Below are 21080 nucleotides of genomic sequence, written 5' to 3'. Positions count from 1 at the left end.
AAACCAACTTAATTCCTGTTTCTTATGATGCTAGACTTACAAGAATATTTTATGTGTAGTATTTCCAACACGTACAATATAGACACCCTTTGAAGGCATTTTTAATGTATAAGACTTTGTGAGGTTGCCTTGCTCTATCATAGTTCCCTTTGTACTGTAAATGGAATAATGAATAGGCGATGAGAGCAAATTAGGAATTTCTATTATGAGTTCGTTGTCTTTCCCATATACCTTACATAGTTCGTTATTGCCCATCTTAGGCGACATTATTCCGGTTGGGAACTTGTCCGTTTCAATGATGTTCGTGAAGTAGTTCCAGCCGAAAGCCTGACGATATTTTTCTCCTGAGCCGATGGGAACGTAGACGGGAATGTCATTGGGAGTGATACCATGAAATGTTTTATGCTTTCCTTCCTTATCAGCTGCACAACAAGGAGGGTTAGGAGAGAGGGAATATATCTTTTTGACATTTTCCCAATTTGCACAACTCCCTGCGCCTAAATATTCTAGTGAAGCTGGAAATATAATGGAATCAACTGCACATTCCCAAAAAGCATCTTTCCCAATATGTCTTAATCCCTCGGGCAAGTCTATCGATTTGAGTTTTACATCGCTTCCGAAAGCATCATCCTCTATTACTGTAACACTCTTGGGGATATTCACTTTTTCCAATGATCGACACCAAGAAGCAAAGGCAAAGGGGATCTTGGTAATCCCTTCAGGAATCTTGATTTCTTGTAATTTAGGGCACATGGAAAAGGTAAAATCAGACAGTTCTTTAAGAGTACTTGGCAATATTGCTTCCATCAAGTCGCACCCATCAAAAGCTGCAATTTTAATAAGCTCTAATCCCTCTGGAAAGTTTACTTCTTCCACTCTTGTGTTGTAGAAAGCAAATCCTTCAATTATCTTAATAGTAGAGGGTAGCATCAATTTCTTGAAGCATTGGCAATTTACAAAGCATTGTGATGGAATAGACGTTACACCTTCCGGGATAATCAACGGGTCGGTACTTAACCAATGGCAGCTTGAAAAACTGAAACGACCAAGCTTTCTCAAACTTTTGGGGAGGTTTATTTGTTCTAATTTCATCCTTGAGAAAGCAAAGTCTCCAATTTCCTGAATTCCCTCAGGAAGGATGATGTGGCGGAGTGGGAGGTAAACCACGCCCTGATACGCTCTCGGGTCATCAATAACCTGCCTATCAGCCTTATAAAGTGCACGCGTAGGTATCTTATTGTTTTCTACCTGCGAATCCTCCAAATTCAATACAGTTAGCTTCCCCTCAAAGCTGCATTTCCACATAGTCGTAAAGTCAGCTTCATTGACGGAACCATGCACAATCAGCGAATCTATCTTGTCCCATTTCTCCCCCAAGACTTGCTCCAACTCTCCGCACTTGCTCACATTGGCATCGAAGAAATTGACCTGCCCCCACACCTTTTGAGAATAGGCAAATACAAAAGGTAGTAACAAAAGTATTATTCTTTTCATGATTGTAATTTTTTAGATTGCAAGTAAAACAGCAACAGGAGAAAATCTTTCTCCTGTTGCCAAGAATAAAATTAACTATTTCTTGCTGAACTTTCTGCTGTCGACAATTTGATTATCTACAAAATAGGTAAGTACATATATACCACTTGGCAAAGATGTTGCATTAAGTTGTATCTTTTTGGCATCTAAAGGAATATGTTTGCTCAACAAGATACTACCTGCCTGTGTTAAGCTGTTTACCCTAAGTACAGCGTTTCCTGATTTAACAGGACTGCATAGTTCTATGTCTATAAAATCTTCGACCGGTGTTGGGCTAATCGACTTAAATCCGGTTTTAGATTCCAAAGTAATAGTCTCCTGAGCCATTTCTCCTTGAGAAGATATAGCGATAGCTGAGAACTTATTATTTGTCAATGTAGGAGTTACAGTAATGTTATTTCCCGTCCCCACATCTGAACCAACAGCATCTGTCCAGAGGATTCGGTCTGTTTCCTGCCAATCTGTTGAGAGTTTATACCTACCATCCCCGAGATCAATGGGGGTAATCTCGATACCCTGATGACTGTGTAATGGAGATTCAACTATAAAAGTTTCTCCTCCCACTATATTGCCTGTTTCATCTTTTTGTATCAAGTCGAAAGTGTACTTCTCGTTTGAGTCTGTTGAAGAAGTGTGGAAATCAAAATTCATAGTTACTTTCTCAAATTCGGCCCCATTCATACAGATATTTTCCAACTTACTGCTGGACGAATTTAATTTTACACTATATGGAGAAGCTGTTGGATTATAAACTATATCTGTTGCTTGGAGACCTCCACGTTCCCAAGCCTTATAGATGGGTTTTGCCATCTTCATCTTTACATTTGCCTTGGTAAACAGCAACTTATCTTTTTCCGTTGGAGTTCGGATCTCAAGAGAATATTTGTGACTGTTTCCATAAATATTACGAACAAATACTGATATTCCTTTTGATAATTCTCGTCTGCTCACTATTGAAATATTTTTTTGTGCAATATCATTACTTCCCAGAACGTCGAAATAGATTTTCTTGGGATCATAACTGTCGTCATAGGGAGAATCTAAGATTCTTGCTATCAGACAGTAATGATGTTTTTCCGTACCATTATCACTTTGGTAATGTACCATATCTTCTTGTATCCCCCAAGTTATAGAAACTTCTCTATCTTCTCCAGCAGGTATATAAGGTATTGGCACAGCCCTTATATGATCTCCTGAGATATGATTTTCATATAATTCTCTTCCTTTCCATGCCTTGATAGTTAACCCAGTAGAAGCCTGTGCCCAATAAACATGTATCCATTTCCCAACGCCATTAAAATCTTCTTTTCCCCTATTATGAACCCTTACATATACAAGACATGCAATATGATCATCTGAATAGTAGGGATTTTCATGTTCCTGTATGCCGTCTTTTTGATTTCTCACCCAGATATCTGGACTTTTCCAAAATTCCTTAGTTGTCAGATTCGGCTCTTTTCCCGTGTCTTCGTCATTGTCTTTAATATAAAGATCAACAGCCTCTGGTAAGTTGTTGAAGGCCAAGTCCTCTCCAACGGATATAGGATTAGATTTGTATTGAGGATACTCCGGTGCACGATCTTTCAGTTTGGCATACGTAAAAGCTTCATCCATTGTCACCCTATTGTTATTATCAACATCAGAAGCCACTAGCTTTCCATAAGCATCTTTTCCATTTATGGCAGAAGTCCAATGATAAACAAACTCATCGTAAGGAATGTCATAACAGCCGTATGAAGATTTGTCGCTTTCAGAAGCTGCTGCCACAACGCATCCCACTTTCGTCAATTCCTCTATAAAACCGCCCGAGAAGCACTGTCCTAATACTGCATTGACATAAATGGATTTTTGATTGAACGGGAGAAGCCAATCTGCAAGCTCATAATCGTGCAGGGATTCCCCGTTCCACAAACAAATATAAGACTGGTTTTTATTGTCCCTTGTACCTCCATGGTCTATTACATAGAAGAAGAGATGGTCATCCTTTGTCATTTTTTGAGAAAGGTCTGAGAGAATATGTCTTACATTGGTACGTGTGGCAGCATACTTTATGTCCGGCCAGCCATCATAATCCAGATCCAATGGAGATGATTTGTAGCCTCCGGTCGTTAGATGCATGTCTTCTGCAGGGTTTGTTCCGTCGGACATCACTACTGCGATGTTGTTTTTTGGAACACCGTATTTATTTACCAATGTTTGGTAAACGAAAGAACAGTCATTCCAATAACGCTCATAGTTGGAAAAGGGGTTATGCCCTCCGCTTAGGATTACCGCATAGGTATGTCCGGCAGCACTTTTAGCCTCATTAGAAAGAGTTTCCTTTTTCACATAAGGTTTTTGATTTGCCTTTATCCCATAACGATTCTTGACTTCCAACGGAGAGAAGTTTCCCATAGGCGGAAGACGGAACTTCGTCGATTGAGTTGCGGGAGATTGATATTCCCCTATCCTCTTTACAACACGAACGATGTAACAGTCATGTTCCCAACCCTTCATCGGTTCGGCATCCACGAAAAATGTCCAAGTACCGCTCTGAGATGGATCGGGGAAATTATTTTCCCCTTCAATTTTAAGAACGGGATCCTCGCAAAGATAATAATCAACATCCTGTCCCGAGAAATAATCCTTGACAAGGGAAAATGCCTCTTGTTTTGAGACATTGCGTAGTCGCTGCTGTGCAATTGCTGAAGAACTAATCAGACAGCAAAGCAACAGGAATAAAAATTTGAATCTCTTTTCCATAGTTCTTTTTTTATTAAATTAAACATTAATGTGCTAATATACACGCTTATTCATATTACTATAATTCTATTTTGATATTCTTGCAAAGAATTCCGGCAAAAGTTCAGCTATTCACTTGTAAGCAGCACTGTTCCGTATGAGAACCTGCCACTCTCCGGTACAAGAAGAAGTATCTTGTTTCCACGTTTAATTTCCTTTGTCCTTATGAGCTCCTCCAGAGCCACATAAATAGCCGCCGACCCGACATTTCCTACAGAAGGAAGATTGACAAACCATTTTTCCTTTGTCAGAGCTATTTTACGAGCAAGAAATTCATCGTTCAGTTTATCATAGAAGAGCATAGAGGAAAGATGGGGTATCACACAGTTTATTTCCTCTGGCTTTACATTATGTTTGGCAAGTACTGTTTCTATGTGATTTACCCAATACTTAATGGCGAACTTTTTCAAATGGCGAATATCCTGTTTCCCTACAAGTACTCCTCGTTCTTTGATTTCATCGGGAGTAAATTCTTTCCAACTCTTCAAACGTCCATCAGCTTGTAGTTCTGATGCCATAAACATACATGTAGGCAGTTCGTTGGCATATGAGGTCATTTCAATCCATTCTATTCTCAAAGGAGTGTTCCCTTCGGGATGGTCTTGTACTAATACAGCCCCCGCACCATCTGACAACATAAACCTCATGAAATCCTTTTCGAAAGCCATATAGGGATCTTTGTCCGGATTTTCGTGAGTCGCTTCGTATTCGGGATCATAGAATTTCGACACTAACGCAGGAGAAGTCAGCTCAGAAGCTACGCAAACTGCCTTTTTATGCAATCCCGCAAGAATATTACTATAGCAAATCTTCAAAGCTTGCAATGAGGTCAGACACACTCCCGCAGATGAAAATATCTCCATCGGGAAATTCCCCAACTCTCCATGGACCATAGAGGCATGTGAGGGGAGCAACTGATCCGGAGTACTTGTAGCACAAGCCAGAAGTGTTACGTTTTCGGGTATTGTTTTATCGGCAAATAAACCCTCTGCCGCTTCTTTTGCAAGCTGTGCATTGGAATGGGTCATTTTATGCTGCTTGTCCAGCCCGTAATACCTCGTTTTAATTCCGTTTTGCCTGAGGACGATTGAACGCACTCTTGATGGCTTTCCACCAATCAGGCCGATATAATTCTCCATTTCCTCATTGCCGACAGGCTTGTTGGGTAGGAAAGATGAGACTTGGTTGATATAAATATTCTTCATAGACGAATGGTATTATATAATAGTAAGTATTTCCTTTTTAGGCTTTCAATATCCAATTCACCTCCGATGATGGACAAACTGAATGCATCTCCATAGTAGAGGGAGCGAAATGTTGAAATAGCCAAGTCCGGGTCGGCATCTTTTTTTAATTCTCCTGCCTTAACTCCTTTATGAAAATAGTTTAACCATAATTTCAAAATATCCCTCTCCAAATCCTTGCTCTTATCCTTAAATCCTTCATAGTGAAAGCAAGCAGAAGACAGCAAGTTGAGATACTGTGCAGCAGTTGCGTCTATATTCGATTTTCTGATCAGGCTCATTCTGCTCCGGATAAGTTCTAATTCATTCATAATAAAGTCCCAAAACGGAGTCTTTTGCGAAACGGATATATCCCTGTTCAGAGAATCCACTATAAGATTAAAGACAAACTTGTCAATGACAGCTCTGTATAAGCCATCTTTGTTCTTCACCTTATAATAGATAGCGCCTCTTGATACTCCTGTCACCTCTTCCAAATCAGAAGTTGTAACATTTGCATACTCTTTGGACATAAAGAGTTTGAATGCTCCCAAGAGTATATTGTTTCTCCTTTCTTCTTTTTTGTTCATTAGATTCAATAACTAATATTACGGTTGTAATTATTTTCTATTTGCGAATATACGGATAAAAAATGAAATCTCCAAATTTTTGATGATCTTTTTTTATTTTTTCTTTTTCTCCCCTTCTTTTTCCCCTGATTTCCTTATGCTTTATATAGTCGAATCATTACTTATATATTTGCCGTTCGATAATGTATTTGCAAAAATTATGGAATCAAACAGCAATGACAATTACGTGCTGGTCTTGGAAAACCGCACGGAAGTAAAGAACGAAAAGGAAGCAGGAAAACTCTCCGTAGTTTCTGGTATTGACGACAAGGGAAACCTTAAAACAACAGAGGCTGCCGCTGCCAATCAGGCAGCGTTCTTGAAGTTCAACAACAAGGACGGACTTCTGAAGAACTTCATGGTCAACTTCCTCAAACAGTTTAATAACCCAACTCATTTTGGACTGTACAAGGTATTGGCAGACAATGTGGAGCAGGGCGTGGATAACCTGCGCACCATGCTGCAAAGCCGTGAGAAGCTCGAAAGCAAACAGCAGCTAGCAGAGATTGGAGTGTCCTTTGAGGATTATCTGCCGCAAAAGAAGAATACCACTGCCATCGACCCCGAGAAAGTGGACTGGAAGATGCTCGACAACCTTGGACTGTCCCGTGAGAGATTGGAACAGAGTGGAGAGTTGGAAAAAATGCTTAACTGGCAGAAGACCAACCTCTTGACGATTGCCATTCCCTTTGGCGAAACGACCATATACACCGAAGCCCGCCTTGCGTTTCGCACGGACGATAGCGGCAATATCGGTTTGGCAATTCATCCTTTGAGAAAAGAACCACAGCTCGACTTTCCCTATATGGGCTACAAGTTCTCTCCTGAAGAAAAGGAGCAACTTCTCACTACGGGCAATCTCGGTAAAACCATCGAAGTGACGCCCAAGACTGGCGAACCTTTCTCTGCATACGTTTCTATTGACCCGCAAACGAATGAAATCATCGCCCTGCGTGCCGACCGTGTGAACATCCCTAAGGAGATCAAGGGCGTAACGCTCTCTGATGCCCAGTACAAAGAACTTGTGGAAGGCAAAGCCGTGAAGGTGGAAGGCATGACTGCCAAGAGTGGTAAGACATTCAACGCCACGCTTCAGGTCAATGCCGAGAAGAAAGGCATTGAGTTCATCTTTGACAATAACCGTGGATTTAAGGAACGCCAGCAGCAGACACAGCAGCAAGGCGTACCACATAAGCTCTGCGGGCTTGGAGCTGTCAGATAAACAGCGTGAAGCCTTGGATAGCGGTCGTACACTATATCTAAAGAATATGGTGGACAAACAGGGACAATCATTCAACGCCTATGTCCGCATGAACAAGGAGCAGAACCGCCCACGTTTTTACAAGTGGAATCCTGACAAGAAGCAGGAAACCGGCAAAGAAAAGGTGGTTGCCGTAGCCGAAGAACACAAAACGCAGGTAGCCGTGAACAACCACGGCAAGACGAATGAAGCTACCAAGAATGTGAAAGAGCCCTTGAAGACGGGACAGACACAGCCTACTGCCGAGCAGAAGCAAAAGCAGGACGAAAACAAACAAAAGAAGTCCCGTGGACGTAAGATGTAACCCTTAATTCTATTATCGACTATGACAACTTGTATTATTGCCGAGAAACCCTCGGTAGCCAGAGACATTGCCCGCATCGTAGGGGCAAGCAACAAGCAAGAAGGATATTTGGCTTCCACTCCGTCCGCCGATTTTCAATTGGAAGGCAGCGACTATGTCGTTACTTGGGCAATGGGACACCTCATAGCCCTTGCCATGCCCGAAGCCTACGGTTTTTCCGCTTATAAGCGTGAGGACTTGCCCATCCGTCCCAATCCCTTTCAGTTAGTGGTACGACAAGTACGCAAAGACAAAGAGTATCACGACGACCCTGCAGCATTGAAGCAGTTAAAGGTGATACGTTCCTGCTTTGACAAGGCAGACCGCATCATCGTTGCCACCGATGCAGGGCGTGAAGGTGAACTCATCTTCCGCTATATCTATCAGCACCTAAACTGTTGTAAACCCTTTGAGCGTCTTTGGATTTCATCTTTGACAGACAAGGCCATCCGTGAAGGACTTTCCAATCTCAAACCCGGAAGCAGTTACGACAATCTCTATTATTCTGCCAAGGCAAGAAGCGAAGCCGACTGGCTCGTGGGTATCAATGCCAGCCGTGCCCTGTCCATAGCCCGAAAGGGTGGCTATTCCTTAGGACGGGTACAGACCCCAACATTGGCTATGGTCTGCCGTCGGTACATAGCGAACCGTGACTTTTCTTCCGTACCCTATTGGAAATTATCCGTTCACACAGAAAAAGAGGGCTTGTCGCTGAAAGCCATTGGCAGTGAAGACTATGAGAGTGAAGCATCGGCACAGACTGCTCTCGCTACACTTCGCAGTCAGAGTCGGCTTACAGTGGAATCGGTCGCAAGAAAGGTAACGCATACCGCGCCACCACTCTTGTACGACCTTACTGCCTTGCAGAAGGATGCCAACAGACGCCACGGCTTTTCTGCAGACAAAACCCTCTCGATAGCCCAAAGCCTCTATGAGAAGAAAATCACGACCTATCCCCGTACAGGCAGCCGATACATCAGCGAGGATGTCTTCGAGGAAGTACCCGCCCTGCTGCGCAAGATAGGCAAGACACTATCAAATCCACTTAACATCCATTCGGTGGACAATGCCAAAGTTACCGACCACCACGCCATCATCCCCACGGGGGAGATGCCAACGGGCTTATCTACGGACGAAGCGAACATATATAATATGGTAGTAACTCGCTTTGCAGAAGCCTTTTCTCCTGATTCCGAGGAAGAGCGTATGCAGGTGAGGTTTACTGACGGTACCAACATCTTTACTTGGAAAGCGTGTAGGCAGATTTCCTTGGGATGGAAAGCCGTACAGAAAGAGCTGGTTACTGATGCAGAGAAAAAAGAAAAGGAAAACGACGATGAACTAGTTTTACCTTCATTGCCTGATTTGACGGAGGGAGAGGTTTTGTCACTTGTTTCTGCCGAGATAACCGCGCATAAGACCAAACCTAAACCTCTCTACACAGAGGCGACACTGCTTTCTGCTATGGAGAATGCTGGCAAGGAAGTGAAGGAAGACGATAAGCGCAAGGCAATGGCAGAGTGTGGTATTGGAACACCTGCCACCCGTGCCAACATCATCGAGACGCTTATTCTTCGTGATTATATCCGAAGGGACAAGAAAGCCATCATACCTACCGAGAAAGGCCTGGCTGTCTATGAGATTGTCAAGGACAAGAAAATTGCCAATGCGGAGATGACAGGCAGTTGGGAACTTGCCCTTGCCGCTATTGAAGCAGGAAAGATGCCATCTGAAAGGTTCGCACAAGGCATCAACTCATACGTGGGAACAATCTGCGAGGAACTCCTCTCGCTTTCTTCAGAGCAGAAGTCCTATCCTGTCTACCGCTGTCCAAAGTGCGGACAGCAGAGTGTCGGCATCTATGCCAAGGTAGCCAAGTGCAGGCATGAAACCTGTGGATTTCACGTGTTTCGTGACGTCTGCGGCATACATCTCTCTGAAGATAATATCCGTGACTTGATAAGCTCCGGTCGTACGCCTATCCTTAAAGGACTGACCAGCAAGGCAGGCAAGAAATTCAATGCCCGACTTGTTCTGGGCGAAGATCATGTCACTTCCTTTGAATTTGAGAACAAGAAAGGAAAACAACGAGGGAGATAATCCCGACAGAAACAGAGAGGAACAGATATAGGTTGGGAGATACAAGTATTGCCTCCCGACCTTTTTACCTCCACTTTATTAAAAGAAAACACTATGGCATACAATAAGAAAGAAGTCCTGCAAGCCAACACGGAAGCCATCCGTGTGGTCTTGCGATTAGAGAAAGAACGCCGCGAAGCCACCGAAGCTGAGAAAAGCATCTTACGGAACTATCAGGGCTTCGGTGGCTTGAAATGTGTACTCAACCGCACGGACAATCCCGATGACATACGCTATTGGAGTAAGTCTGAACAGAATCTGTTTGAGCCGACACAGCAGCTCAAACAGATGATTTATCGTGAAGCCTTAGATGCCAACACCGCCAAGCGGTATTGGGAAAGCATCAAGGCAAGCGTACTGACCTCCTTCTATACTGATACCCGTATCGTTACCGCCATTGCCGATGCTCTCACTTCTGTAAATGTACCCATACGCCGATGTTTGGATCCTTCGGCTGGCATGGGTGCCTTTGCCGAAACCTTTGCAAGGCAAGCGGGAGTTGTAGATGCAATGGAAAAAGACCTGCTTACTGCTCGTATTTCACAAGCCCTGCACCCGTATGGTGAAGGCAATATCTTCGTTCAGAACGAGCCTTTTGAAGCTATTGGAGAACTGGAAGACAAGGACAAGTACGACCTTGTTACAAGTAACATTCCCTTTGGTGATTTTATGGTCTATGACCGAGAGTATAGCAAAGGCAAGGACACTCTTAAACGTGAGTCCACACGTGCCATCCACAATTACTTCTTCGTGAAAGGTCTGAACTGCATCAAGGAAGGCGGCTTGCTGGCATTCATCACCTCACAGGGTGTTTTGGACAGTCCCCGCAATGAGGCCATACGCCGTTACCTCATGCAGAACAGCCGCCTTATCTCCGCTCTCCGACTGCCATCGGGTATGTTTTCAGACAATGCAGGAACGGACGTAGGCAGTGACCTCATCGTCCTGCAGAAGCAGACTGGTAAAGAAATCAGCGAAGGTATCGAGCAGCAGTTCGTAGAAACCGTTTCCGTTGCTAAGGAAGAAGGCTCTTCTGTCGTCTTCAAGCATAACTCTCTTTTTGTAGGAGATTGGAAGGACATTTCTCATCGCACCATTGCCACAGAGCGCATAATGGGTACAGACCCTTATGGAAGACCTGCATGGGAGTATCGGTTCACGGGAGGGATTGAGGAAATGGCAGAAAGTCTCCGAACACAACTCTCCCTTGAAATGGGACAACGTATCGACCGCAAGCTCTATGAAACTGGCATACCGATGACCAAGGAAGAATGGCAGGTGAGGGTTAATGAAATGCTGCAAAAATTAGGAGTTACCGTGCAGGCGGAAGGAAAACCGCAAATGCTGGAAATAAAGGAGGAAGACGATACTGACGCCCATAACCTCATGCCCGACAGTATCAGGAAACAGCTGCCAAAACTTTACAGCACGGAAAAGGAACTCATAGGCGATAAGGTTGCCTACGCACGCTATTTCTTCCCTATGGGAGCATATACTGCCTACCTTCTGGAATATGACCCTAAGAGCCGCATTGGTTTCGGTGCCGTGACAATGGGTTACGGCTGGGAGCTTGGCAATATGTCCCTTGATGAGATGGAAGGCGTGAAGGTAAGAGGACTGGGGATTGAACGCGACCTGTATTTCTCTCCTAAGAAATTGCACGAGATAGCCGAATTGGAAGAAATCGTCAGGGGACAATTTACCAAAGAAGAAGTGGTAGCAGAGGAAATTAAGGAAGAAGCGGTAACAAAGACAGAAGACACCATTAAGGAAACTGTGAACGGTGTTTCTGAAATTAAAACGCCCAAGGAAGAATTAGAAACTGAAACAGGAATTAATGTCGGACAAGTCATAGAGCCGGACGATTTTACCATTACCAAAGCACAGACAACAGAAGATTCCATTTTCAATGGAGAGGCTGATCCATTACAACCGTCATCATCGGAGTCCGCACCACAGCAATCTGTGTCAGAGCAGCCATCCATGACTATAGAACCTGCTCCCGAAGGCGTACCCGCCTTGACACTTCATCATCAATATGAGCAGGAACCACAAGAAATCCGTACGGATATTGAAGCCCCGAGAGAGATGAACGGGCAGACGATATTCTTTGACGACGATCATCATCCAGTGGTGGACAACAACATGGAAGACATCGGACAACCGGAGCAGCTGTCACTGTTTGCCCCGGAAGAATACAGCCTTTGGACAAGAGAGGTCAGCCGTGTGAACAATGAAATCAAGGATAATTCAGGAACTTCACAGGCGCTCCGTCCTATAACTCAAACTGCTCCCCAGAAATCATCGGAGTCCAAGATACAAAAGGCAGTAACCTCTCCTCAACGGCGTACCCGTAGTAGCAGGAAGGCAGCTTCTTCCTCTTCACGTGAGCCATCCCTTTTCGACTTCATGAACGAATCCGAGGAACGCAAGCCAAAACCGATAGCGGAAGTCAGAAAGGAGTTTGACGCTTCACCACGCCCTTTTCTCTCTTCGCCGGACTCTCACCTGAGAGACGGCTCCATTGTCGTACAGAAGGGACAGATAGGCTTTCTTTCTGACTTAAAGCGGCATCCAACCTTTAACCCGATGGACTTGCCGTATGCACAGCTTTCCCGACTCAAAGCCTATATTGAGATACGGGAGTGCTATCATCGTCTCTATGACTACGAGGCAGAGAACCATGCAGAAGACAGGGAAGACCGCAGCAGGCTCAACCACCTTTATAATGACTATGTTGCACGCTGGGGCTACTTTAACCAAAAGGCGAACACCGACATCATCAAGATGGATGCTACAGGCGTAGAAATGCTCTTCTTGGAACGCTCCGAGAACGGCAGGTACATCAAGGCGGACATTTTTGACCATCCTACAGCTTTTTCTACCACGGAACTGACCGTTGCCACAGATCCGATGGAGGCACTGGGCGCATCGCTCAACAAGTACGGCACGGTGGAACTTGACTACATGAGTTCGCTTTTACCTGATATGGAGGAAAGCGACATCATTTCTTCCTTGGAAGGGCGCATCTATTTCAATCCCGAAGAGAATGCCTACGAAGTGGCGGACAAGTTCATTTCGGGCAATGTAATAGAAAAGGCAGAGCGTATCGAGTCGTGGCTCTTGGATCACCCCGACCACGAAGAGGCAAAGCAGAGCCTTGCTGCCCTACGTGCAGCCACGCCAACACCCATTCCATTTGCAGACCTTGACTTCAATCTCGGTGAACGCTGGATACCTGCCAAGGTCTATGGCAGGTTTGCTTCGGAGTTCTTCGGGACGGACATTGACGTGTCCTATCATTCCAATATGGACGAGTACAGCATTGTATGTGACCATAAGAATGCCAATATCTGGCACAAGTATGCCGTACAGGGCGAGTTCCGTCGTTATGACGGTATCAATCTCCTGAAGCATGCCCTGCACAATACCATTCCCGACATCAACAAGAGCAAGGAAGTCACGGACAAGGTTACGGGAGAGACCAAGACCATTAAAGTCAGGGACGGACATGCCATCCAGATGGCAAATGCCAAGATTGAGGAAATCAGGCAGGGCTTTGTCGATTGGCTCGGACGTACACCCGATACGTTCAAACAGCAGCTCTCTGACCGTTATAATCGTCTTTTCAACTGTTTTGTACGCCCTAATTTTGACGGAACGCACCAGACATTTCCCGATCTTGACCTCAAACGATTGGGTATTGCCGACCTCTACAAAAGTCAGAAGGATGCCGTGTGGATGCTCAAGACCAACGGTGGCGGCATCTGCGACCACGAGGTGGGAGCGGGAAAGACACTCATCATGTGTACGGCAGCCTATGAAATGAAGCGATTGGGACTGGCAAACAAGCCGATGATTATCGGACTGAAGGCAAACGTCTTCGATATTGCCGATACCTTTAGGAAAGCTTATCCCAATGCTAAGGTACTCTATCCGGGTAAGAACGATTTCAACAAGCAGAACCGCCAACGTATCTTCAACGACATCAAGAACAACGACTGGGACTGTATCATACTTACGCATGAACAGTTCGGCATGATACCGCAGGCCTTGGAGATACAGGAAGCGATTATGCAAAAGGAACTGGACTCCGTGGAAGAAAATCTCGAAGTGTTGCGGCAACAAGGAAGAGACATCTCACGTGGGATGCTCAAAGGCTTGGAGAAGCGCAAGCAGACGCTTGAAGCCAAGCTACAGAACATACAGGACAGCATAGCCGAGCGTAAGGACGATGCCGTGGATTTCAAGATGATGGGTATTGACCATTTGTTTGTGGATGAGAGCCACCAATTCAAGAACCTGATGTTCAACACCCGCCACGACCGTGTGTCGGGCTTGGGCAATCCTGACGGCTCACAGCGTGCCTTAAACATGCTCTTTGCCATACGCACCATACAGGAGAGATCCGGCAAGGACTTGGGAGCCACATTCCTTTCGGGAACGACCATTTCCAATAGCCTGACGGAGCTGTATCTCCTGTTCAAGTATCTGCGTCCGCAGGCTTTGGAAAAGCAGGGCATCAACAGTTTTGATGCTTGGGCAGCGGTCTTTGCAAAGAAGTCTACCGACTATGAGTTCTCCATCACAAACGACATCATTCAGAAAGAGCGGTTCAGGACGTTTATCAAGGTGCCCGAACTTGCCGCCTTCTATGCGGAGATTTGCGATTTTCGTACTGCCAAGGACATCGGCATCGACCGCCCTGAGAAGAATGAGATACTGCACAACATTCCGCCTACACCCGAGCAGGAGGTATTTATTGGCAAGCTGATGGAGTTTGCCAAGAGTGGCGATGCCACGCTCTTGGGACGTGCGCCGCTCAGCGAGAGCGAGGAAAAGGCAAAGATGCTTATCGCAACGGATTACGCCCGCAAGATGAGCCTTGACCTCAGAATGATAGATGAAAATGCTTACTCAGATCATATCGACAACAAGGCAAGCCACTGTGCTAAGATGCTCAATGACTATTACCAAAAGTTCGATGTTCAGAAAGGTACGCAGTTTGTTTTCTCTGATTTAGGTACTTATAAGCCCGGTGGAGACTTCAATGTCTATTCGGAAATCAAGCGCAAACTGGTGAAGGACTACCATATACCGTCCTACGAAATACGCTTTATTCAAGAGTGCAAGAATGAGAAGGCAAAGAAGGCAATGGTGGATGCCATGAACCGTGGCGATATCCGTATTATTTTCGGATCTACTTCCATGTTGGGAACAGGTGTGAATGCACAGCAACGTGCCGTGGCGGTCCATCATTTGGACACGCCCTGGCGACCATCGGACTTAGAGCAGCGCAACGGGCGAGCCGTGCGCAAGGGAAACCTTATCGCCAAGGAATTTGCGGATAACAAGGTCGATGTGATTATCTATGCCGTAGAGCGGTCACTGGACAGCTACAAGTTCAATTTGCTGCACAACAAGCAGCTTTTCATTAACCAATTGAAAAGTAACCAGCTTGGCTGTCGCACCATCGACGAGGGTTCAATGGACGAAGACAGCGGTATGAATTTCTCGGAGTACGTGGCCGTACTTTCGGGTAATACCGACCTATTGGAAAAAGCCAGACTTGATAAGCAGATTACCACCTTGGAGTCAGAGCGTAAGAACTTCCTTAGAGAACGTGATGCCGCAACAGGTAAGTTGGCTGAGATTGAAAGTTCCGTGTCTTTCCATACAGACAAAGTCAAGGAGGCACAGTCTGACCTGGTTCTCTTTGAGCAGCGTGTAGAACGTGATGCCGATGGACAGCCCATCAACAAGCTGATAATCAAAGGTGTGGAAGACAGCACCGACATCAAGGCCATTGCCGCACGTTTACAAGAGATAGATGAAAAAGCACGCACCAAGGGCGAGTACAACAAAATCGGTGAAGTTTATGGTTTCTCCATCATGGTCAAGACAGAGAGTACTTCCAAGGATTTGTTCGACTATTCGGTGAATCGCTTCTTCGTGAAAGGGCAGGAGAGCATCTACTATACCTATAATAACGGGAAATTGGCAACAGACCCGAAACTCGCGTGTCAGAACTTCATTAATGCCTTGGAGCGTATCCCAAAGGTGATAGAATCGCACGAGAAGGAAATGGAAAAGGTAGCAGCTAACAAGGAGGTTTACATTACCATTGCAAACAGTTCTTGGAAAAAAGAGGACGATCTTCGCTCTCTCAAAGGGCAATCGGCAGAGTTGGATAGAAAGATAGCCCTTACATTGAAAGAACCAAATGGAGAAAATGAAAAATCAAACGAAAATGACCAGCCCGAGTATTTAAGGCAAAATAGTAATAATAACCAAAATGCTCAAAAGGGCGAGGAAGGCATAATCTATTCAAGTGCTATGAATAATAGAAACAAACAAGAAGAAAGTAAGGGATGTGTCGCAAAATCCAGACTGCGATAAATGATGATGTGGGTGTGTCAAAATGACACACCCACATCATATTATATTATTTCCACAAAGTGTATTCTCTCCAATTTTCAGGAAAGCCCATATCTTTCAAGACTACCAATTTAGGAGATTCATCCAACAGGTTGAGCAATTTCTTTCTAAATGAGCTGTCAGGACTGATTATTTGTTGTAAATACAAAATTACAGATAGGTAGGCAAACAATTTATTGTCCCTTATCGTTGCAACCTCTTGCTTTGACAGGAAAGGATGGCTCGTCCTATAAGGAAACTTCAATCCTATCGTAAAGCGACGATTCCATACACGACTGTGATGGGCACAGGTGTTGCGCAAGGACGATAAACCGTGCATCCAATTCTTCAGAATATCGACATTGTAAAGCCCCAAATCCCTGCATATGGTTTTACTTGAAGGATTATTCTTGTCCAAGGCAAAAAACAACTTACTCAATGTTCCCATAGAAACAACCTCTAAGGTCATCCATGCCGGCGGAAAAGCAGGCTCGCTGTATTTTTGATAATAATGGGCTATAAATTCCTCATTACTTCGCTTGACCTCTTTCATCAAATCACCCACAACAGGCTTACCGTCTATGACCTCGTTGCGTGTCAATGCGATAAACTTATCGTGCTGAAAGTATAGCTTATGATTGAGAAACCAAAAGGCATCATTCTCATCAACGGAATAAGTTAAGGCAATTCGTGTCCTTAATGCCACCTCGATTTTTTCAATGGCATTGAAGATTAAAGAGCGTAAACGCCTGTCAAAACAATAAAGGTCTATCACATCTTGAAAAGAAATGTCCTTTCTCAGAAACTCGTGATTAGCGCCTTCCTCATTATTTTGGAAAGGGTATGTATATGCTCGTAACCTATAATAACTTATGTTATGAAGATATTGGGCAGCAAGTGTTTCATTTCCAATATCAAGTCCTCGATCGTGCAGTTTTTTTACCTGCTCAGACGTGTCTATCGGCTTCTTTTCGTACCTCATAACCGTATATAAACTCGAAGACCTCCCCGGGTGCGCTGTTCCAATGGGAAGCGTGGGAGGTCATATTGACTGCAAAGTTAACTGTTTTTTTTGAATACGCAAGGAAAATGCAAAAAAATCATTGTAAGCGATGATTTTTTCATCAAGAGCTGTATCAAATGCAGAAATGATAAATCATTTTTGTCCGTAAGGCTGTCCTAATGGCATCAAACAGTATCAGGCGCAATTCCTTATTGGGCATAGTTTGTAAAATAGACTCGCCGGCAGATCTTACGGTATGCCAAACGAGTACTGTTATCGTTGAAGTGCGAAAAATCCGCAACTAACTTTCTGTTACAACAGGTACGCATTATTTCTCTTTCTTGCAAAATAAATGCCAATAGTCTTTGATGGCAGCAAGGAATTACCATCCCTCCCGTTTTCGTACCATTTCATCTATCTCTTCCCGAAGGAAAAGCAATCGTCCATTGGCTTTGAGATAAGGGATTTTCCCTGCCCAAACCCAGTTGTAAACAGTCTTTTGTTCCACCTTCAAGATTTTGGAGACATCTATGATGTCCAAGTATTCCGGTTTCAAAGGAGGATGAACAGTTATATCTACTTCCTGTTCCCGTAGGACAAGCAGACGGTCGAGCTTGTCTTCCATATTCTTCAGTTTATCAAACAGGCGTTTCTGCCATGTGTCTTCAGGCTGATGGTCTAAGTACGGCATAGTTCCCCTTTTTGATAGTTACCATTAGTATCTTGTGCCAAGATACGTTGTTCTTTCATATAGGCGATGTATTTTTTCGCAGTTCTGTCCTTGATTTCCATTTCGCGCATCAGAACATCACAGAGTTCTTGATAAGTGAGTTTGAAAGAATGTCGGAAGGCTTCCTTGACAACGGCAATGAGTTCATCGGTCTTGCGCTTTTCCTTGTCCTCCTTGGACTTCTCGCCATGATAGACGTGCATATCCTCTGCCTTGTCCCAGCCGAAAAGTATCATCGGCACATCCAACGGACTTCCGTCACGGACTTTCAGAGCTTTCACCACAGAGTATTCGGGATTGTCGTCTTTCTCAATGGAGAGAATGCCTGCCGCCTTGCGTTGCAGCTCCGAGCCGATATGCCCGCGAAGTTTGATACCGTTCGGTACGAAGTGTAGCACGCAGATGATACAGGTATTGTATATCCCTGCCAAGCGATAAAGCTCGTCAACGATGGCAATGCTCTCCGTCTCATCATTGGCTGATCGTATCAGGTCGGCAATGCCGTCAATCACCACGAGATGGATGCCTCCATGCTTGTGGTGAAACAAATCCATACTCTCACGGATAAGTTTCAGTCGGTCTTTACGGGAGAGCGAAGCCAAATATAGGGAGTGGTAAAACTCTGGTACGGTTTTCAATGAAGCACGTTGTAAGGTCTTACCCAAATTTTTGTGCAGTTGTGCCTCGGACTGTTCGGTGTCGTAGTGTAATACCGCCAAGCCGTTAGGGTTGGGCGTAATTTCCAATCCCAATGTTCTCTCGGAAGGTAACCGTTCTGATCCTAATGTCCCGGCAAGAATGGCAGCCACATAATTGCTTTTGCCCGTACCTTCGCCGCCCGTAATACAAAACAAGTTGCCCTGTGTACCAAGTGGCACTCCATTCACAGCTACAACGGACATTGAAGCGTCAGGAGGATTGTCATAGTCTATTTCACATGAACGTAACATCATGATGGTCTGTGTATAAATCTGGGAGAGCATGGCTGACAGCAACCCTCTCAATTCTTTTTCATTATGCCCTAAGGCAAAGTAATCGGATATGTCTTTCTCGCTTTTGATGCCTTGAAGGGGGAGCGTCAGGGTAAGTACCTTATAAGTGGACAGAACTTCCGCTTGCCGTTCAGCCTCCCTGAGTCCGGTCTCGTCCGTATCGTATAAGAGAATGATGTGGCGAAAACGAAGCAGCAGGCTCTCGATTATGCTTTCCGGGATTTGTGCAGTCTCGCTGTTGAAACAGATGGCATTGAAATGATGGGCGGAGAGGGAAAGCACATCTTTTTCTCCACCCGTGATGAAGAGTATGTCGCCCTTGTTGGGCAGCTGCTCGAATCCGAACACATAATCTTCTGCCTTTTCTCCTCCATACAAGAACCGCATTTTACTGAATGGACGGTACACTTTAACAAAATTCCTCATGGAATAGCAGAACATAGGTTCTTCCGAAGAAGAATGAATGGTATATGCCTTTCCTTGGTTTGAAACCGACTCAAAACGGGCTATGGACTTGACCTGAAAGCGCTGCAGGGTTTTCGTTCCGATACCATACCGTGCCCAAAATCCAAGTTCGTTATCCTTGTAAGATTGTTCTGCGATCCTAAACCATTTCTTGGAGCCTGCCTGCTTACTGGCATTCACGGATATGGGAGGTTTGGGAGGAATATTGGCATTCGACTTGCTTTTCTCACTCCAATCATGGTACGGTAATGGAATGTTCAGTTGCAGGTCATTGATAATCATCTTCAATACCCTCATAAAGTCTCTCCGCATATCCAAGCCTTGTATTGCGGCTGCGAACCAAAAGCAATCGCCGGAATACATTTCGTTACCGAAGTCTTTCATCCGATAGCACTTCGATCTCGTGTCAAAATAGATATTGCAGGAAGCCCGTCTGTCCTCATATAGTGGATTTCGAAAATTCCGTTTCGGAACAAAGTCAATCGGCATATAGAAACTGAAGACTTCCAATCCCCTGTTTGTATGTTCCAAGATTTCTTCCTTAATGTTCATAGTTCCTCAAACAAAATTTGTGAGTCTCCCATATAGCCTTTCAATATACCGTCTTTGTAGGCATTGAGCCTTTGAAGGGCTTCCACCCTGCGAAAGCCTTTGAAGGAAGCGCGTCCCGTCTTGATTGCAATGTACAGTCCTTTGAAGGGATAGACCACGTGATTGCAGGAAACATAACGGTAAGGGACAACCTTGCTGTCTCTCCATCGCGCAAGTGAAGCTCTGGATATGCCGAGAAGTCGCAGGACGTCAGAAGAATTCAGCTCAATCTTTTCTTCCAACACGGCATAGTCCTGTTTCAGTTCAAGGATGAAGCCTGTAATCCGTTCCATATTTTCTTTCAAGGAATGTATTTCTTCCAAAAGGGCGGAAGGAAGCATGTTATTCTCTGTCATCACGCATCAGTTTTTGGATAAGTTCCTCAATAGCTGCCATTAAATTACGAAATGTAGATAGGTTGTCTTGCTTTTTTACTATACGGTTGGCAAGAAGTATGATATGTTGAATCATTCTTTTGTGATCTACCTGACAGAGCCTGTTCAACAAAAAGATGAGGTCTTCCTTCTCAATTGTGAAGAAACGATGGTCTTTATCTTCGGTGGTATGTACCAAAGATTCTATCATTCCTTTGGGAAGATGCAAAAGAAGTACATCCATGTCGAATGCGGAGGCGCATTTGGTATAGGTGTCAATTCTCAAATCTGTCTGCATCTTGCAATGCTTTCTGAAGTTGGAATACTCCATATCGGCAACTTGGGCTCTCATCTTGCTGTTGTTGCAAGAAGACAGCATGATTTCAAGAGTGGGAAGCACGATAAACAAGCGTCCCTCTCCCTTTTGAGGTATCATCTTCTTATCCATATTTATTTGTCAAATTGATTTATAGGTGCAAAGTTTCAAAGAAATAAACCTTTTTTAAGAATATTGGATTGCCAATGTTGGCAATATGATACCATTTGCATTTTTTATTATTCCTCAATGGCATAGGCCGTCAGTGCACGGTGCAAGTCCC

At 44.5% G+C, this 21080-nt stretch carries 11 protein-coding genes and 1 pseudogene; 3 read left to right on the top strand and 9 right to left on the bottom strand.

What is annotated here, in order from left to right:
• Window positions 1-36: 36 nt before the first annotated feature.
• From GCWU000325_RS09640 to GCWU000325_RS09625, 4 genes are all read right to left on the bottom strand, one after another.
• Entirely contained in the window at window positions 37-1494 is a 1458-nt protein-coding gene (locus GCWU000325_RS09640) for a leucine-rich repeat domain-containing protein (RefSeq protein WP_006256391.1), read from the bottom strand.
• A gap of 75 nt (window positions 1495-1569) precedes the next feature.
• Entirely contained in the window at window positions 1570-4275 is a 2706-nt protein-coding gene (locus GCWU000325_RS09635; protein WP_006256390.1) for a C13 family peptidase, read from the bottom strand.
• A gap of 107 nt (window positions 4276-4382) precedes the next feature.
• Window positions 4383-5519 (bottom strand): StlD/DarB family beta-ketosynthase, encoded by a 1137-nt coding sequence (locus GCWU000325_RS09630; protein WP_006256389.1) that lies wholly within the window; start codon window positions 5517-5519, stop codon window positions 4383-4385.
• On the bottom strand, window positions 5516-6127 hold the full coding sequence (locus tag GCWU000325_RS09625) for a TetR/AcrR family transcriptional regulator (protein ID WP_006256388.1): 612 nt from the start codon (window positions 6125-6127) through the stop codon (window positions 5516-5518). Before GCWU000325_RS09625 ends, GCWU000325_RS09630 begins: the two co-directional genes overlap by 4 nt.
• Window positions 6128-6326: 199 nt before the next feature.
• On the opposite strand from GCWU000325_RS09625, the pseudogene GCWU000325_RS09620 reads away from it, so the two are divergent.
• The 3 genes and pseudogenes from GCWU000325_RS09620 to GCWU000325_RS09610 all read left to right on the top strand — a co-directional run bounded on the left by GCWU000325_RS09620 (window position 6327) and on the right by GCWU000325_RS09610 (window position 16308).
• Window positions 6327-7731 (top strand): annotated as a pseudogene (locus tag GCWU000325_RS09620) (DUF4099 domain-containing protein).
• Between the two features lie 21 nt (window positions 7732-7752).
• A complete protein-coding gene (locus tag GCWU000325_RS09615; protein ID WP_006256385.1) occupies window positions 7753-9870 on the top strand; it encodes a type IA DNA topoisomerase in 2118 nt (705 codons plus the stop codon).
• A 93-nt stretch (window positions 9871-9963) separates the two neighbouring features.
• Window positions 9964-16308, top strand: coding sequence for a helicase-related protein (locus GCWU000325_RS09610; RefSeq protein ID WP_006256384.1), 6345 nt, complete (start codon window positions 9964-9966; stop codon window positions 16306-16308).
• A gap of 46 nt (window positions 16309-16354) precedes the next feature.
• Here the strand turns inward: GCWU000325_RS09610 and GCWU000325_RS09605 are convergent, their stop codons facing one another.
• The 5 genes from GCWU000325_RS09605 to GCWU000325_RS09585 form a co-directional block, all read right to left on the bottom strand.
• Window positions 16355-17308 carry an Abi family protein gene (locus GCWU000325_RS09605; protein ID WP_006256383.1) on the bottom strand — a complete coding sequence of 318 codons (954 nt, stop codon included), beginning with the start codon at window positions 17306-17308 and terminating at the stop codon, window positions 16355-16357.
• 403 nt (window positions 17309-17711) lie between these two features.
• Window positions 17712-18020, bottom strand: coding sequence for a helix-turn-helix domain-containing protein (locus tag GCWU000325_RS09600; RefSeq protein WP_006256381.1), 309 nt, complete (start codon window positions 18018-18020; stop codon window positions 17712-17714).
• Window positions 18008-20068, bottom strand: coding sequence for a bifunctional DNA primase/helicase (locus GCWU000325_RS09595; RefSeq protein ID WP_006256380.1), 2061 nt, complete (start codon window positions 20066-20068; stop codon window positions 18008-18010). The genes GCWU000325_RS09600 and GCWU000325_RS09595 overlap by 13 nt, the downstream gene beginning before the upstream one ends.
• Window positions 20065-20463: a hypothetical protein gene (locus GCWU000325_RS09590; protein ID WP_004346459.1), complete on the bottom strand. Its 399-nt coding sequence runs from the start codon at window positions 20461-20463 to the stop codon at window positions 20065-20067. The genes GCWU000325_RS09595 and GCWU000325_RS09590 overlap by 4 nt, the downstream gene beginning before the upstream one ends.
• A complete protein-coding gene (locus tag GCWU000325_RS09585) occupies window positions 20450-20929 on the bottom strand; it encodes a hypothetical protein (protein ID WP_006256379.1) in 480 nt (159 codons plus the stop codon). Before GCWU000325_RS09585 ends, GCWU000325_RS09590 begins: the two co-directional genes overlap by 14 nt.
• Between the last annotated feature and the right edge of the window lie 151 nt (window positions 20930-21080).

This window comes from Alloprevotella tannerae ATCC 51259 (assembly GCF_000159995.1).
Lineage (GTDB): Bacteria > Bacteroidota > Bacteroidia > Bacteroidales > Bacteroidaceae > Alloprevotella > Alloprevotella tannerae.
Note: the sequence above shows the minus strand (reverse complement) of the source record. Positions and strands in the feature narration are given on the sequence as shown.

What these genes read in the sequence shown, in the direction of transcription:
- GCWU000325_RS09635 (WP_006256390.1), bottom strand. Translation starts at nt 4,275, where the DNA reads ATGGAAAAGAGATTCAAATTTTTATTCCTGTTGCTTTGCTGTCTGATT.
- GCWU000325_RS09625 (WP_006256388.1), bottom strand. Translation starts at nt 6,127, where the DNA reads ATGAACAAAAAAGAAGAAAGGAGAAACAATATACTCTTGGGAGCATTC.
- GCWU000325_RS09640 (WP_006256391.1), bottom strand. Translation starts at nt 1,494, where the DNA reads ATGAAAAGAATAATACTTTTGTTACTACCTTTTGTATTTGCCTATTCT.
- GCWU000325_RS09585 (WP_006256379.1), bottom strand. Translation starts at nt 20,929, where the DNA reads ATGGATAAGAAGATGATACCTCAAAAGGGAGAGGGACGCTTGTTTATC.
- GCWU000325_RS09590 (WP_004346459.1), bottom strand. Translation starts at nt 20,463, where the DNA reads ATGACAGAGAATAACATGCTTCCTTCCGCCCTTTTGGAAGAAATACAT.
- GCWU000325_RS09610 (WP_006256384.1), top strand. Translation starts at nt 9,964, where the DNA reads ATGGCATACAATAAGAAAGAAGTCCTGCAAGCCAACACGGAAGCCATC.
- GCWU000325_RS09595 (WP_006256380.1), bottom strand. Translation starts at nt 20,068, where the DNA reads ATGAACATTAAGGAAGAAATCTTGGAACATACAAACAGGGGATTGGAA.
- GCWU000325_RS09615 (WP_006256385.1), top strand. Translation starts at nt 7,753, where the DNA reads ATGACAACTTGTATTATTGCCGAGAAACCCTCGGTAGCCAGAGACATT.
- GCWU000325_RS09630 (WP_006256389.1), bottom strand. Translation starts at nt 5,519, where the DNA reads ATGAAGAATATTTATATCAACCAAGTCTCATCTTTCCTACCCAACAAG.
- GCWU000325_RS09600 (WP_006256381.1), bottom strand. Translation starts at nt 18,020, where the DNA reads ATGCCGTACTTAGACCATCAGCCTGAAGACACATGGCAGAAACGCCTG.
- GCWU000325_RS09605 (WP_006256383.1), bottom strand. Translation starts at nt 17,308, where the DNA reads ATGAGGTACGAAAAGAAGCCGATAGACACGTCTGAGCAGGTAAAAAAA.